Consider the following 14,137-nt stretch of genomic DNA (forward strand, 5'->3'; position numbering starts at 1 on the left):
TAAAATTTTATATACTAGTAAACGGCTTAAATAAGCGAAGAAAATAGTAGTACTAAGAATATCTGCAACATTTAAAAGAATTTAGCGAAAAGACTTGCTTATTCTTTTTTTATTGTATATAATGTTGAATGTTGGTCTTTGACTGCGATGAAGCGAGAGGTTGCCGACACACCCGGCCGCTTTGCCATGGCGGTGTGTGGGAGAATTTTCGTGGAGAATGTCTAGAAAATAGGCGAGAAGGAGGGAAAATAATGGCAAAACAAAAGATTCGTATTCGTTTAAAAGCGTATGATCACCGTATTTTAGATCAGTCTGCTGAGAAAATTGTGGAAACTGCAAAACGTTCAGGTGCAAGTGTATCAGGTCCGATTCCACTCCCAACTGAGAAGTCTGTGTACACAATTCTTCGTGCGGTTCACAAGTATAAAGATTCTCGTGAACAATTCGAGATGCGTACGCATAAACGTCTGATCGATATCGTTAACCCAACACCACAAACTGTTGATGCGTTAATGAAACTTGATTTACCATCTGGCGTTGATATCGAAATCAAACTTTAATGGTAAAAACAATATAACTTTTTAAAACTTACAGGAGGTGTGACAAATGGCTAAAGGAATCTTAGGTAGAAAAATTGGTATGACACAAGTTTTCGCTGAAAACGGCGATTTAATCCCGGTAACAGTTATCGAAGCTACTCCAAACGTAGTTCTTCAAAAGAAAACTGTTGAAACAGACGGCTACGAAGCAATTCAAGTTGGTTTCGAAGATAAGCGCGTTAAGCTTTCTAATAAACCAGAACAAGGTCACGTAGCAAAAGCGAACACTGCTCCTAAGCGCTTCATTCGTGAATTCCGCAACGTGAACGTGGAAGAATACGAAGTTGGTCAAGAAGTCAAAGTAGAAATTTTCGCAGAAGGCGATGTAATTGATGTAACAGGTGTTACTAAAGGTAAAGGTTTCCAAGGTGTTATCAAACGCCACGGTCAATCTCGTGGTCCAATGGCCCACGGTTCTCGTTACCACCGTCGTCCTGGTTCAATGGGTCCAGTTGCTCCGAACCGCGTATTCAAACAAAAGAAATTACCTGGTCAAATGGGTGGCAATGTAGTTACAATCCAAAACTTAGAAATCGTGAAAGTTGATACAGATCGTAACTTACTACTTGTTAAAGGTAATGTTCCTGGTTCTAAAAAAGCTCTAGTTACAGTAAAAACTGCAATTAAAGCTAAGTAATCACTTCAGGAAAGGAGGAAACAGGAATGACAAAAGTATCTGTACTTAGTCAAACAGGTGCTTCAGTTGGTGAAATCGAATTAAACGATGCGATCTTCGGAATCGAGCCAAATGAAGCAGTATTATTCGACGCTGTAGTAGCTCAACGTGCTTCTCTTCGTCAAGGTAATCACAAGGTTAAAAACCGTTCTGAGGTTGCTGGTGGTGGTCGTAAACCATGGCGTCAAAAAGGAACTGGTCGTGCTCGTCAAGGTTCTATCCGTTCTCCACAATGGCGCGGCGGTGGTATCGTATTCGGTCCTACTCCACGTAGCTACTCTTATAAATTACCTAAAAAAGTTCGTCGTTTAGCTCTTAAATCAGCTTTATCAGCTAAAGTAGTAGAACAAAACTTCTTAGTTCTTGATGCTCTAACTCTAGCAGCACCAAAAACAAAAGAATTCACAAAAATTCTTAAAGATCTTTCTTTAGAGAAAAAATCTTTATTCGTAACTGCTGACCTAGATGAAAACGTAGCATTATCTGCTCGTAACATCCCAGGTGTAACAGTTTTAACTGCAAATGGAATCAACGTTCTTGATCTATTAGGTCATGATAAAGTTGTATTCACTAAATCTGCAGTAGAAAAAGTTGAGGAGGTGCTTGGATAATGGAAGCACGTGATATTTTAAAACGTCCGGTCATTACTGAGCGTTCTTCAGAACTTATGGCAGAGAAAAAGTATACTTTCGAAGTAGACACTCGCGCTAACAAAACTCAAGTAAAAGACGCTGTAGAAGAAATCTTTGGCGTAAAAGTTGAGAAAGTAAACGTTCTTAACTACAAAGGTAAATTCAAGCGTGTTGGCCGTTACGGTGGTTACACTAACAAACGTCGTAAAGCGATTGTTAAATTAACTGCTGATAGCAAAGAAATCGAATTATTCGAAATGTAATCCTTAATGGATATATGATTTGAACACTCAAGAAGGAGGGAAACACAATGGCGATTAAAAAGTATAAACCTACCTCTAATGGTCGTCGTAACATGACGTCATTAGACTTTGCGGAAATTACAACTAACAAGCCTGAGAAATCATTGCTTGAACCAACTAAACGCAAAGCTGGTCGTAACAACCAAGGTAAAATCACTGTTCGTCATCATGGTGGTGGTCATAAGAAGCAATACCGTGTTATCGATTTCAAACGTGTTAAAGATGGCATTCCGGCAAAAGTTGCTACTATTGAATATGATCCAAACCGTTCTGCGAATATCGCATTAATCAACTACGCTGATGGAGCAAAAGCTTACATCTTAGCACCAAAAGGTCTAGAGGTTGGTCAAACAATCGTTTCTGGTCCAGATGCTGATATTAAAGTAGGTAACGCATTACCATTAGCAAACATTCCAATGGGTACAACAATCCATAACATCGAGTTAAAACCTGGTAAAGGTGGACAATTAGTACGTTCAGCTGGTACTTCTGCTCAAGTACTTGGTCGTGAAGATAAGTACGTAATCGTTCGTCTACAATCTGGTGAAGTACGTTTAGTTTTAGCTACTTGCCGCGCTACAATCGGTCAAGTTGGTAACGAACAACACGAACTTGTACACATCGGTAAAGCAGGTCGTAGCCGTTGGTTAGGTAAACGCCCAGAAGTTCGTGGTTCTGTAATGAACCCTAACGATCACCCACACGGTGGTGGTGAAGGACGTTCTCCAATCGGACGTAAATCACCAATGACTCCTTGGGGTAAACCAGCACTTGGTTACAAAACTCGTAAGAAGAAAAACAAATCGGATAAATTTATCATCCGTAGTCGTAAAAAATAAAGTGATTAAACTACGGTTCTATGTGAGAGCCGTGGTGGAATCACGGAGGGAGGTTCCTACATGGGTCGCAGCTTGAAAAAAGGACCTTTTGTTGATGACCACTTAATGAAAAAAGTGGAAGCACAAGAGGCTTCTGAGAAAAAACAAGTTATTAAAACTTGGTCACGCCGTTCTACAATCTTCCCGAACTTCATCGGTTTAACGATTGCTGTATATGATGGACGTAAACATGTTCCTGTATACGTAACAGAAGATATGGTAGGCCATAAACTTGGTGAGTTCGCACCGACACGTACTTACAAAGGTCACGGTGCAGACGACAAGAAAACAAGACGCTAATTTTGAGAGGAGGTAAATCCTAATGACACAAGCTAAAGCTATCGCTCGTACAGTACGCATTGCTCCTCGTAAAGTACGTCTAGTTGTAGACTTAATCCGAGGTAAGCAAGTTGGTGAAGCAGTTGCAATTTTACGTCATACTCCAAAAGCGGCGTCTCCAGTCGTTGAGAAAGTATTAAAATCTGCAGTTGCTAACGCTGAGCACAATTACGATCTTGACATCAACTCTTTAGTAGTTTCTGAAGTATTTGTTGACGAAGGTCCAACATTAAAACGTTTCCGTCCACGTGCACAAGGACGTGCAAGCGCAATTAACAAACGCACAAGCCACATTACTCTAGTGGTATCTGAGAAGAAGGAGGGTTAATCCGTGGGTCAAAAAGTACATCCAATAGGACTACGCGTTGGTATTATTCGTGACTGGGAGTCAAAATGGTACGCTGAAAAAGACTATGCAACTCTACTTCACGAAGACATCAAAGTGCGTAAATATATTGAAACGGCTCTTAAAGACGCTTCTGTTTCTAAAGTAGAAATCGAACGTGCTGCAAACCGTGTAAACATTACAATTCACACTGCGAAACCAGGTATGGTAATCGGTAAAGGTGGTACTGAAGTTGAAAACCTTCGTAAATACCTTAGCGATTTAACTGGTAAACGTGTACACATCAACATTATCGAAATCAAACGTGCTGATCTTGACGCTCGTCTAGTAGCTGAAAACATCGCTCGTCAATTAGAAAACCGTGTATCATTCCGTCGTGCGCAAAAGCAAGCGATCCAACGCACAATCCGCGCTGGTGCAAAAGGAATTAAAACACAAGTATCTGGTCGTTTAGGTGGCGCTGATATCGCGCGTGCTGAACATTATAGTGAAGGAACTGTTCCACTTCATACTCTACGTGCTGACATCGACTATGCACACGCAGAAGCTGATACTACTTACGGTAAATTAGGCGTTAAAGTATGGATCTACCGTGGTGAAGTTCTTCCTACGAAGAAATCTGTGGAAGGAGGCAAATAATATGTTATTGCCTAAACGCGTTAAATACCGTCGTGAACACCGCGGCAACATGCGTGGCGAAGCGAAAGGCGGTAAAGAAGTAACTTTCGGCGAATGGGGCTTACAAGCTCAAACTGCTAGCTGGATTACTAACCGTCAAATCGAATCTGCTCGTATCGCGATGACTCGTTACATGAAACGTGGCGGTAAAGTTTGGATTAAAATCTTCCCACATAAACCTTACACTAAAAAACCTCTAGAAGTCCGCATGGGTTCTGGTAAAGGTTCTCCTGAAGGTTGGGTAGCAGTAGTTAAACCAGGAAAAGTAATGTTCGAAATTGCTGGCGTATCTGAAGAAGTTGCACGTGAAGCACTTCGTTTAGCATCACACAAACTTCCTGTTAAATGTAAGATCGTAAAACGTCAAGAAACTGGTGGTGAATCTAATGAAAGCTAATGAAATCCGTGACCTTGCTACTTCTGAAATAGAATTAAAAGTGAAATCACTGAAAGAAGAGCTTTTCAACCTTCGCTTCCAATTGGCGACTGGTCAATTAGAAAACACAGCTCGTATTCGTGAAGTGCGTAAAGCAATCGCGCGTATGAAAACTGTTATTCGTGAAAGAGAAATCAGTGCAAATAACTGATAAAGGAGGTTTTCAAGTATGACTGAGCGCAATCAACGCAAAGTTTACACGGGCCGCGTTGTTTCAGATAAAATGGACAAAACTGTAACTGTTTTAGTTGAAACTTACAAAAAGCACAAGCTTTATGGTAAGCGTGTAAAATACTCTAAAAAGTTTAAAGCTCATGATGAGTTAAACACAGCGAAAATCGGTGATATCGTACGTATCATGGAAACTCGCCCGCTATCAGCTACTAAACGTTTCCGTCTAGTAGAAGTTGTAGAAAAAGCGGTTATTATTTAATAACTATTTCGGAACAACCAATTTCCGAAGGGAGGTAACCTAAGTGATCCAACAAGAAAGTCGTATGAAAGTTGCTGACAACTCAGGTGCACGTGAAGTTCTTACAATTAAAGTGCTTGGTGGCTCTGGCCGTAAAACTGCTAACATCGGTGATATCGTTGTTTGTACAGTTAAGAAAGCAACACCAGGTGGCGTTGTCAAGAAGGGTGACGTTGTTAAAGCTGTTATCGTTCGTACTAAATCAGGCGTTCGTCGTAAAGACGGCACGTACATCAAATTTGATGAAAATGCTTGTGTAATTATTCGTGATGATAAATCACCACGCGGAACTCGTATTTTCGGACCTGTTGCACGTGAACTACGTGACAGCAACTTCATGAAAATCGTTTCTCTAGCTCCAGAAGTTCTTTAATTTCATGACAGTGCCAATCAAGGAGGTGCGACAGCATGCATGTAAAAAAAGGTGACAAGGTTAAGGTGATCACTGGTAAGGATAAAGGCAAAGAAGGCGTAATCCTTGCAGCTTACCCAAAACAAGATCGCGTTCTTGTTGAAGGTGTGAACATCGTGAAAAAACACGTTAAACCTAACCAATTGAATCCACAAGGTGGTATTGTAAGCCAAGAGGCTGCAATTCACGTTTCGAACGTAATGCTAATCGATCCTAAATCTGGCGAGCCGACTCGTGTAGGTTATAAAATCGAAAACGGTAAAAAAGTTCGTGTAGCAAAAAAATCAGGTGCAGTAATCGACTAATTAGTATAAATAGAAGGGAGGTACACACATGAGCCGCCTAAAAGAAAAATATTTAAATGAAGTTTCACCTGCTCTTATGAGCAAATTTGGATATAAATCAGTTATGCAACTACCAAAAGTTGAGAAAATCGTTATCAACATGGGTGTTGGTGATGCAGTTCAAAACTCAAAAGCGCTAGATGCAGCTGTTGAAGAATTAACAATTATCACTGGTCAAAAACCAGTAGTAACTAAAGCGAAAAAATCGATCGCAGGTTTCCGTCTTCGTGAAGGTATGCCTATCGGTGCTAAAGTTACATTACGCGGTGAGCGTATGTATGAATTCTTGGACAAATTAATTTCTATCTCACTACCTCGTGTACGTGACTTCCGTGGTGTTTCTAAAAAAGCATTCGATGGTCGCGGTAACTACACTTTAGGTGTTAAGGAACAATTAATTTTCCCAGAAATCGATTACGATAAAGTTTCAAAAGTACGCGGTATGGACATCGTGATCGTAACGACAGCGAATTCTGACGAAGAAGCTCGCGAGTTATTGACACAATTCGGTATGCCGTTCCAAAAGTAATCAAACAAGGAGGGCGAAAACGTGGCTAAAAAATCTATGATCGTTAAACAACAACGTAAGCAAAAGTTTAAAGTGCAAGAGTATACACGTTGTGAACGCTGTGGTCGTCCACATTCAGTATATCGCAAATTCAAACTTTGCCGTATTTGTTTCCGAGAACTTGCATATAAGGGACAAATTCCTGGCGTGAAAAAAGCCAGCTGGTAATCCCCTAATTTGGGAAGGAGGTAAATGTAATGACAATGACTGATCCGATTGCAGATATGCTTACTCGCATTCGTAATGCGAACATGGTTCGTCACGAGAAGTTAGAAGTACCAGCTTCCAACGTGAAAAAAGAGATCGCTGAAATTTTAAAGCGTGAAGGTTTCGTACGTGACGTAGAATACGTGGAAGACAACAAACAAGGTATCATCCGTATCTTCTTAAAATACGGTAAAGATAACGAGCGTGTTATCACTGGCTTAAAACGTATTTCTAAACCTGGATTACGTGTATATGCTAAAACAAATGAAGTACCTAAAGTATTGAACGGTCTTGGTATCGCTTTAGTGTCAACTTCACAAGGTTTATTAACAGATAAAGAAGCTCGCGCTAAACAAGTTGGCGGAGAAATTCTAGCATACGTTTGGTAATTAGCAATAAATGAATGGAGGTGCAACTAAATGTCTCGTGTAGGTAAAAAAATTATCGAGGTACCTGCTAACGTAACTGTTACTGTTGATACAAACAACACTGTTACTGTTAAAGGTCCTAAAGGCGAACTTGTTCGTTCTTTCCACCAAGATATGAAAATTGAGCAAGAAGGTAACGTAATCACTGTATCTCGTCCTTCTGAATCAAAAGAACACCGCACAAACCACGGTACTACTCGTGCGCTTCTTGCGAACATGGTTACTGGTGTTTCTGCAGGTTTCGAAAAAGCTTTAGAACTTATCGGTGTTGGTTACCGTGCGCAATTACAAGGTAAAAAACTTGTACTTAACGTTGGTTACTCTCATCCAGTAGAGTTCACACCTGAAGATGGTCTTGAAATTGAAGTTCCTTCTAACACTAAAATCATCGTTAAAGGTATCAGCAAAGAACGCGTTGGTGCTCTTGCATCTAACATCCGTGACGTTCGTCCACCAGAGCCTTATAAAGGTAAAGGTATTCGTTATGAAGGCGAATATGTACGTCGTAAAGAAGGTAAAACAGGTAAATAATGCTGCTTAAGCATTAGAAAGGAGTGACCCTTGTGATTACGAAACAAGATAAAAATCAGGTTCGTAAAAAACGTCATGCTCGTGTACGTTCTAAAATTTCGGGTACTGCTGAGCGTCCACGCTTAAACGTATTCCGTTCTAACAAGAACATTTACGCGCAACTTATCGATGACGTAGCAGGCGTAACAATTGTTAGCGCATCTTCTCAAGAAAAAGGTTTCGAAGGTGCTGGTAGCAATGTTGACGCAGCAACTAAAGTCGGTGAAACAATCGCAAAACGCGCTACGGAAAAAAATATTACTGCTGTAGTATTTGACCGTGGTGGTTACTTATATCATGGACGCGTTAAAGCTTTAGCTGAAGCTGCACGTGAGAACGGTTTAGAATTTTAATAAGAAGGAGGGACACATTTCATGAGTCGTATTGACGCAAACAAACTTGGAGAACTTGAAGAACGCGTAGTTACTATTAACCGTGTTGCTAAAGTTGTTAAAGGTGGACGTCGCTTCCGCTTCACAGCATTAGTTGTAGTTGGCGATAGAAACGGTCATGTTGGTTTCGGTACTGGTAAAGCTCAAGAGGTGCCAGATGCTATCCGCAAAGCTGTTGAAGATGCGAAGAAAAACTTAATCGAAGTGCCACGCGTAGGTGGAACAACTCCACACTTAGTGCAAGGTCGCTTTGGTGCAGGAGAAATCCTAATCAAACCTGCTGCTCCTGGTACAGGAGTTATCGCTGGTGGTCCAGTACGTGCCGTACTAGAACTTGCTGGTATTACTGATATTCTTTCAAAATCACTTGGATCTAACACACCAATTAACATGGTGCGTGCTACAATTCAAGGTTTAACTGAATTAAAACGCGTAGAGGACGTAGCTAAATTACGTGGTAAATCAGTGGAAGAACTATTAGGATAAGGGGGGAAAGATAATGGCTAACAAATTAGAAATCACCCTTACTAAATCTGTGATTGGTACTAAACCTGCACAACGCAAAACTGTTGAAGCTTTAGGTTTACGTAAATTACACCAAACTGTAGAGAAAGCTGATAACGCAGCTACTCGCGGTATGCTTGATAAAGTAGCTCACTTAGTTACTGTAAAAGAAATTTAATTTTCAATTATTGAACAAGGAGGTGCCACCCACTATGAAACTGCATGAGTTAAAACCAGCAGAAGGTTCTCGTAAGCAACGCAATCGCGTTGGTCGTGGTATCGGTTCTGGTAACGGTAAAACAGCAGGTAAAGGTCATAAAGGTCAAAACGCTCGTTCTGGTGGCGGTGTACGCCCAGGCTTTGAGGGCGGTCAAAACCCATTATTCCGTCGTTTACCTAAACGTGGCTTTACGAACATCAACCGTAAAGAATACGCGATCGTTAACCTTGATGCTTTAAACCGTTTCGAAGACGGTGCAGAGGTAACTGCTGCATTATTACTTGAAACTGGTCTAGTGAGTAACGAAAAAGCTGGAATTAAAGTTCTTGGCAACGGAACTCTTAATAAAAAGCTTACTGTTAAGGCTCATAAATTCTCAGCTTCAGCTAAAGAAGCAATTGAGAATGCCGGCGGAACTACTGAGGTGATTTAATGTTTCAGACAATCTCTAACTTTATGCGTGTTCGAGATATAAGAAATAAAATCATTTTCACTCTTTTAATGTTAATCGTTTTCCGTATTGGAACATTTGTTCCGGTACCTAACGTTGACGCTAATGTATTAAAGGCAACTGATGAGTTTAACCTCGTTGGTTTCCTCAATACTTTTGGCGGTGGTGCTTTAAAGAACTTCTCCATCTTTGCGATGGGGATTATGCCTTACATCACGGCCTCAATCATTGTTCAGTTATTGCAAATGGACGTAGTACCGAAATTTGCTGAGTGGGCAAAGCAAGGTGAAGTCGGAAGACGTAAGCTTGCACAATTCACTCGCTACTTTACTATTATTCTTGCTTTTATCCAATCATTCGCAATGTCATTCGGTTTTAACAGAATGTACGGTGGATCATTGATTAAAGAAGAAGGCGTTCTAACGTATGTTACAATTGCTATAGTATTGACAGCGGGTACAGCATTCCTAGTATGGCTTGCTGAGCAAATTACTGCTCATGGTGTTGGTAATGGTATTTCTGTTGTCATTTTCGCAGGTATCGTTGCAGCATTGCCTACAGGAATTAACCAAATCTTTGCACAGCAAATCGAGGGTGCAGGAGATAAATTATTTATCAACATCATCATCCTTGCGTTGCTTGTATTAGTTTTATTAGCAGTTGTTGTTGGAGTTATTTACGTGCAACAAGCACTTCGTAAAATTCCAATTCAATATGCAAAACGAGTTACTGGGCGTAACCAACAGACGGGTGGTCAACAAACGCATTTACCGTTAAAAGTAAATGCTGCAGGGGTTATTCCTGTAATCTTTGCTTCGGCATTTCTGATGACACCTCGTACGATAGTTCCGTTCTTCGGTGAAAATAATGTAACAACATTCATTAATAACACTTTTGATTATACAAAACCTGTTGGGATGATTATTTATGTTGCATTAATCATCGCGTTCACATATTTCTATGCATTCGTACAAGTGAATCCAGAAAATGTGGCAGATAACTTGAAAAAACAAGGTGCTTATATTCCGGGTATTCGTCCTGGTGAAAACACTCAAACGTATTTAACAAGCGTGTTATATCGACTGACATTTGTCGGCGCGATTTTCTTAACTGTTATTTCTGTAATGCCGATTATATTCATAAACTTTATGAATTTACCTGCTTCAGTGCAGATCGGTGGTACTAGTATTATTATCGTAGTCGGCGTAGCGCTGGAAACGATGAAGCAGCTAGAATCTCAACTTGTTAAACGTCACTACAAAGGCTTTATGAAGTAATGTTGGTTTTTAGGGAACGTTCCATCGTTTCCTTAAATCAGCAAACCTTTTGTGGGAGGAATATTTCCTAATGAATATCGTTTTAATGGGTCTGCCAGGTGCTGGTAAAGGCACACAGGCAGATAAAATTGTTGAGAAGTACGCAATTCCTCATATTTCTACAGGCGATATGTTCCGTGCTGCAATCAAAGAAGGTACTGAACTAGGCTTACAAGCTAAATCGTTTATTGATCAAGGTGCACTTGTACCAGATGAAGTAACGATTGGTATTGTTCGTGAGCGACTGGCTAAACCTGACTGTGAAAAGGGATTCTTACTTGATGGATTCCCACGTACTGTTCCTCAAGCTGAAGCTTTAGATAGCATCCTTGCTGATCTAAATAAAGCGATTGAGCATACAATTAACATTCAAGTTGAAAAAGATGAGTTAATCGCTCGTCTATCAGGTCGACGTATTTGTAAAACTTGTGGTACTTCTTATCATTTAATTTTCAACCCTCCAGCTGAGGAAGGAAAATGTGATAAAGATGGTGGCGAGCTTTATACACGTGCAGATGATAATCCTGAAACGGTTGCGAACCGTCTGGAAGTAAATATGAAACAAGCACAACCTTTACTTGATTTCTATAAAGCAAAAGGTGTGTTAACTAATATAGATGGACAGCAAGATATTAACAAAGTGTTTGCTGATCTTGATGCTCTTTTACAGGGCAGCCGCAGCTGATACCCGGCTCCGGGCGCAGAATACTGCTTCCGCGGGAGGCATGCGGGAGCAACAACGAAACATAATTTTTTTGAGAGTTGCAAAAGCATATTGTGCCCGGTATATATTTCTACCAAAAAGTGCAACATACCTTTTGGAGGAGTATAATGGGTTTCGTGGAAGCATCTGTGTAACGGGTATGAATATCTCATCCAAGACATTCCGGTATTCGTGTAAACATGGGAGATTCAGTGCCCTTACTGGTTCTGTATATTCCGTGGATTGTGTGAAGCGAAACCAGACGAGCGTCTTTCAAACATCTCTCATACAATCCAAACATATGTTGAAACGAGGTTGCTTCTATAGTTGCAGCAGATATCCGTTTGATGTAACGATGAGAACTTTAATTTGCATATAGAGAGGAGACAGAGTAGATGGCGAAAGATGATGTAATTGAAGTCGAAGGGACAGTTGTTGAGACTTTGCCAAACGCGATGTTTAAGGTAGAATTAGAAAATGGACATGTGATTCTAGCACACGTATCTGGTAAGATTCGTATGCACTTTATCCGTATTCTACCTGGAGATAAGGTTACTATCGAGTTATCTCCTTATGATTTAACTCGCGGTCGTATCACATACCGTTTTAAATAATCTTTTGCGCTCCGGACTACTAAGGAGGTTAGGTTAGATGAAAGTGAGACCATCTGTGAAACCGATCTGCGAAAAATGTAAAGTAATTCGCCGACGCGGTAAAGTAATGGTAATCTGTGAAAATCCTAAACATAAACAAAAACAAGGTTAATTCTAAAGGAGGTGCACAACGTACATGGCACGTATTGCTGGTGTTGATATTCCTCGCGACAAACGCGTGGTAATTTCATTAACGTACATTTTCGGTATTGGTAAAACTACAGCTCAGAAAGTACTAGCTGATGCAGGTATTTCAGAAGATACACGCGTACGCGACTTAACTGAAGATGAGTTAAACAAAATCCGTGAACAATTAGATTCTTACAAACTTGAAGGTGACTTACGTCGCGAAACTTCATTAAACATTAAACGTCTGATGGAAATCGGTTCATTCCGTGGTATCCGTCACCGTCGTGGCTTACCTGTTCGTGGTCAAAATACGAAGAACAATGCGCGTACGCGTAAAGGTCCTCGTAAAACAGTTGCGAACAAGAAAAAATAATTGGTAAAGGAGGTTCCTTCTTAACATGGCTCGTAAACAACAAACTCGTAAACGTCGTGTGAAAAAGAATATCGAATCTGGTATTGCACACATTCGTTCTACATTTAACAATACAATCGTAACGATTACAGATATGCAAGGTAACGCTGTATCTTGGTCAAGTGCTGGTGCTCTTGGTTTCCGTGGTTCACGTAAATCTACACCATTCGCTGCTCAAATGGCTGCAGAAACTGCTGCTAAAACATCCCTTGAACATGGTCTGAAAACGTTGGAAGTAACTGTTAAAGGTCCTGGTGCTGGTCGTGAAGCTGCTATTCGTGCACTTCAAGCTGCTGGTTTAGAAGTAACTGCTATTAAAGACGTTACTCCAGTTCCTCATAATGGTTGCCGTCCGCCAAAACGTCGTCGCGTGTAATGGGTGCGTCTCATATTGTATGAGAACATCATTTTTTGTACAGACTGTCTTGTGCAGATAATAAACGATACGTCATTGACGATCGAATCTATGATGGAAAGAACCTATACATTCGATGTTTTGAAGGAGGGTAAATAAAATGATCGAAATTGAAAAACCAAAGATTGAAACGGTGGAGATCAGCGAAGATTCCAAATATGGAAAGTTTGTTGTAGAACCGCTTGAACGCGGATATGGAAACACTTTGGGTAATTCTTTACGTCGTATCCTTCTGTCTTCATTACCAGGAGCTGCTGTCACTTCAATTCAAATTGATGGTGTTCTTCACGAATTCTCAACTGTAGAAGGCGTAGTAGAAGATGTAGCTTCAATCATTTTGAACGTGAAAAAACTAGCTCTTAAAATCTACTCTGACGAAGAAAAAGTTATTGAGATTGATGTAAAAGGCGATGGTACAGTTACGGCTGCTGACATTACACATGACAGTGACGTAGAAATTTTAAACCCAGATCTATATATTGCAACAATCGCTAAAAACGGTCATTTACGTATGCGTATGTATGCACAACGTGGCCGTGGTTACACTCCTGCTGATCAAAACAAACGTGAGGATCTTCCTATCGGCGTGATCCCGATCGACTCTATTTACACTCCAGTATCACGCGTCAATTTCCAAGTGGAAAATACTCGTGTTGGTCAGTCTTCTGACTACGACAAACTTTCTCTTGATGTGTGGACAGATGGCAGCATCGGTCCGAAAGAGGCGATTTCGCTCGGAGCAAAAATTTTAACCGAGCATCTTAACATCTTCGTTGGCATGACGGATGAGGCACAAACTGCTGAAATCATGGTCGAAAAAGAAGAAGATCAAAAAGAAAAAGTTTTAGAGATGACTATCGAAGAGCTTGATCTTTCTGTTCGTTCTTACAACTGTTTAAAACGCGCTGGTATTAATACAGTACTAGAACTTGCGAATAAATCAGAAGACGATATGATGAAAGTTCGTAACCTTGGACGTAAGTCACTAGAAGAAGTAAAAGCGAAGTTAGAAGAGCTTGGTTTAGGATTACGCAAAGAAGACTAAGCGATTTAAA

28 protein-coding genes and 1 pseudogene are annotated in these 14,137 nt (G+C 40.5%); all 29 read left to right on the plus strand.

The annotated features are described in order from the left end of the window. The first annotated feature begins 251 nt into the window (after positions 1–251). The 29 genes and pseudogenes from rpsJ (at position 252) to SJW71_RS01610 (ending at position 14,127) form a co-directional block, all read left to right on the plus strand. Positions 252–560, plus strand: a complete 309-nt coding sequence (gene rpsJ / locus SJW71_RS01470) for a 30S ribosomal protein S10 (protein ID WP_004233624.1) — start codon at positions 252–254, stop codon at positions 558–560. Positions 561–606: 46 nt separating this feature from the next. Next, positions 607–1,236 carry a 50S ribosomal protein L3 gene (gene rplC, locus SJW71_RS01475; RefSeq protein WP_004233625.1) on the plus strand — a complete coding sequence of 210 codons (630 nt, stop codon included), beginning with the start codon at positions 607–609 and terminating at the stop codon, positions 1,234–1,236. Between the two features lie 26 nt (positions 1,237–1,262). Next, positions 1,263–1,886, plus strand: a complete 624-nt coding sequence (gene rplD / locus SJW71_RS01480; protein WP_004233626.1) for a 50S ribosomal protein L4 — start codon at positions 1,263–1,265, stop codon at positions 1,884–1,886. After that, positions 1,886–2,170: a 50S ribosomal protein L23 gene (gene rplW, locus SJW71_RS01485; protein WP_004233628.1), complete on the plus strand. Its 285-nt coding sequence runs from the start codon at positions 1,886–1,888 to the stop codon at positions 2,168–2,170. Before rplD ends, rplW begins: the two co-directional genes overlap by 1 nt. 47 nt (positions 2,171–2,217) lie before the next feature. Further along, entirely contained in the window at positions 2,218–3,048 is an 831-nt protein-coding gene (gene rplB / locus SJW71_RS01490) for a 50S ribosomal protein L2 (RefSeq protein WP_036124661.1), read from the plus strand. 60 nt (positions 3,049–3,108) lie between these two features. After that, a complete protein-coding gene (gene rpsS / locus SJW71_RS01495; RefSeq protein ID WP_004233637.1) occupies positions 3,109–3,387 on the plus strand; it encodes a 30S ribosomal protein S19 in 279 nt (92 codons plus the stop codon). A 22-nt stretch (positions 3,388–3,409) separates the two neighbouring features. Further along, on the plus strand, positions 3,410–3,754 hold the full coding sequence (rplV, locus tag SJW71_RS01500; RefSeq protein ID WP_004233639.1) for a 50S ribosomal protein L22: 345 nt from the start codon (positions 3,410–3,412) through the stop codon (positions 3,752–3,754). A gap of 3 nt (positions 3,755–3,757) precedes the next feature. Continuing rightward, on the plus strand, positions 3,758–4,411 hold the full coding sequence (rpsC, locus tag SJW71_RS01505) for a 30S ribosomal protein S3 (RefSeq protein ID WP_004233642.1): 654 nt from the start codon (positions 3,758–3,760) through the stop codon (positions 4,409–4,411). A 1-nt stretch (position 4,412) separates the two neighbouring features. Beyond that, entirely contained in the window at positions 4,413–4,847 is a 435-nt protein-coding gene (gene rplP / locus SJW71_RS01510) for a 50S ribosomal protein L16 (RefSeq protein ID WP_004233644.1), read from the plus strand. Further along, positions 4,837–5,037 carry a 50S ribosomal protein L29 gene (gene rpmC / locus SJW71_RS01515; protein ID WP_004233646.1) on the plus strand — a complete coding sequence of 67 codons (201 nt, stop codon included), beginning with the start codon at positions 4,837–4,839 and terminating at the stop codon, positions 5,035–5,037. Before rplP ends, rpmC begins: the two co-directional genes overlap by 11 nt. Positions 5,038–5,055: 18 nt before the next feature. Beyond that, on the plus strand, positions 5,056–5,319 hold the full coding sequence (gene rpsQ / locus SJW71_RS01520) for a 30S ribosomal protein S17 (protein ID WP_004233648.1): 264 nt from the start codon (positions 5,056–5,058) through the stop codon (positions 5,317–5,319). 43 nt (positions 5,320–5,362) lie between these two features. Next, on the plus strand, positions 5,363–5,731 hold the full coding sequence (gene rplN, locus SJW71_RS01525) for a 50S ribosomal protein L14 (protein WP_004233650.1): 369 nt from the start codon (positions 5,363–5,365) through the stop codon (positions 5,729–5,731). 35 nt (positions 5,732–5,766) lie between these two features. Beyond that, positions 5,767–6,075 (plus strand): 50S ribosomal protein L24, encoded by a 309-nt coding sequence (gene rplX, locus SJW71_RS01530; RefSeq protein ID WP_053482809.1) that lies wholly within the window; start codon positions 5,767–5,769, stop codon positions 6,073–6,075. Between the two features lie 28 nt (positions 6,076–6,103). Next, positions 6,104–6,643, plus strand: a complete 540-nt coding sequence (rplE, locus tag SJW71_RS01535; RefSeq protein WP_004233654.1) for a 50S ribosomal protein L5 — start codon at positions 6,104–6,106, stop codon at positions 6,641–6,643. A 21-nt stretch (positions 6,644–6,664) separates the two neighbouring features. Next, the gene (locus SJW71_RS01540) at positions 6,665–6,850 is read left to right on the plus strand and encodes a type Z 30S ribosomal protein S14 (protein ID WP_004233656.1); all 186 of its coding nucleotides are present in this window, start codon (positions 6,665–6,667) and stop codon (positions 6,848–6,850) included. A gap of 29 nt (positions 6,851–6,879) precedes the next feature. Next, complete coding sequence (gene rpsH / locus SJW71_RS01545; RefSeq protein WP_004233658.1) at positions 6,880–7,278, plus strand: 30S ribosomal protein S8; 399 nt, start codon at positions 6,880–6,882, stop codon at positions 7,276–7,278. 30 nt (positions 7,279–7,308) lie between these two features. Further along, entirely contained in the window at positions 7,309–7,848 is a 540-nt protein-coding gene (rplF, locus tag SJW71_RS01550; RefSeq protein ID WP_340808251.1) for a 50S ribosomal protein L6, read from the plus strand. A 32-nt stretch (positions 7,849–7,880) separates the two neighbouring features. Then, the gene (rplR, locus tag SJW71_RS01555; protein ID WP_274794949.1) at positions 7,881–8,240 is read left to right on the plus strand and encodes a 50S ribosomal protein L18; all 360 of its coding nucleotides are present in this window, start codon (positions 7,881–7,883) and stop codon (positions 8,238–8,240) included. A gap of 21 nt (positions 8,241–8,261) precedes the next feature. Then, a complete protein-coding gene (rpsE, locus tag SJW71_RS01560) occupies positions 8,262–8,765 on the plus strand; it encodes a 30S ribosomal protein S5 (RefSeq protein WP_004233664.1) in 504 nt (167 codons plus the stop codon). Between the two features lie 13 nt (positions 8,766–8,778). Continuing rightward, positions 8,779–8,961 (plus strand): 50S ribosomal protein L30, encoded by a 183-nt coding sequence (gene rpmD / locus SJW71_RS01565; protein ID WP_004233668.1) that lies wholly within the window; start codon positions 8,779–8,781, stop codon positions 8,959–8,961. A gap of 34 nt (positions 8,962–8,995) precedes the next feature. Beyond that, complete coding sequence (gene rplO / locus SJW71_RS01570) at positions 8,996–9,436, plus strand: 50S ribosomal protein L15 (protein ID WP_004233670.1); 441 nt, start codon at positions 8,996–8,998, stop codon at positions 9,434–9,436. Further along, entirely contained in the window at positions 9,436–10,731 is a 1,296-nt protein-coding gene (gene secY, locus SJW71_RS01575) for a preprotein translocase subunit SecY (RefSeq protein WP_274794948.1), read from the plus strand. Before rplO ends, secY begins: the two co-directional genes overlap by 1 nt. A 70-nt stretch (positions 10,732–10,801) precedes the next feature. After that, on the plus strand, positions 10,802–11,455 hold the full coding sequence (locus SJW71_RS01580) for an adenylate kinase (protein ID WP_274794947.1): 654 nt from the start codon (positions 10,802–10,804) through the stop codon (positions 11,453–11,455). Positions 11,456–11,704: 249 nt separating this feature from the next. Then, positions 11,705–11,782: pseudogene (locus SJW71_RS01585) on the plus strand (type I methionyl aminopeptidase); the annotation flags it as partial. An 86-nt stretch (positions 11,783–11,868) separates the two neighbouring features. Next, positions 11,869–12,087, plus strand: coding sequence for a translation initiation factor IF-1 (gene infA, locus SJW71_RS01590; protein WP_004233690.1), 219 nt, complete (start codon positions 11,869–11,871; stop codon positions 12,085–12,087). A 37-nt stretch (positions 12,088–12,124) separates the two neighbouring features. Continuing rightward, positions 12,125–12,238, plus strand: a complete 114-nt coding sequence (gene rpmJ, locus SJW71_RS01595) for a 50S ribosomal protein L36 (protein WP_000868344.1) — start codon at positions 12,125–12,127, stop codon at positions 12,236–12,238. Positions 12,239–12,262: 24 nt separating this feature from the next. Next, positions 12,263–12,628 carry a 30S ribosomal protein S13 gene (gene rpsM / locus SJW71_RS01600; protein ID WP_004233729.1) on the plus strand — a complete coding sequence of 122 codons (366 nt, stop codon included), beginning with the start codon at positions 12,263–12,265 and terminating at the stop codon, positions 12,626–12,628. 25 nt (positions 12,629–12,653) lie between these two features. After that, positions 12,654–13,043: a 30S ribosomal protein S11 gene (rpsK, locus tag SJW71_RS01605; protein WP_004233731.1), complete on the plus strand. Its 390-nt coding sequence runs from the start codon at positions 12,654–12,656 to the stop codon at positions 13,041–13,043. A 139-nt stretch (positions 13,044–13,182) separates the two neighbouring features. Continuing rightward, positions 13,183–14,127, plus strand: coding sequence for a DNA-directed RNA polymerase subunit alpha (locus tag SJW71_RS01610; RefSeq protein WP_004233733.1), 945 nt, complete (start codon positions 13,183–13,185; stop codon positions 14,125–14,127). Positions 14,128–14,137: the final 10 nt, after the last annotated feature.

Origin of the sequence: Lysinibacillus sp. FW12 (assembly GCF_050817245.1) — a bacterium.
GTDB lineage: Bacteria > Bacillota > Bacilli > Bacillales_A > Planococcaceae > Lysinibacillus > Lysinibacillus irui.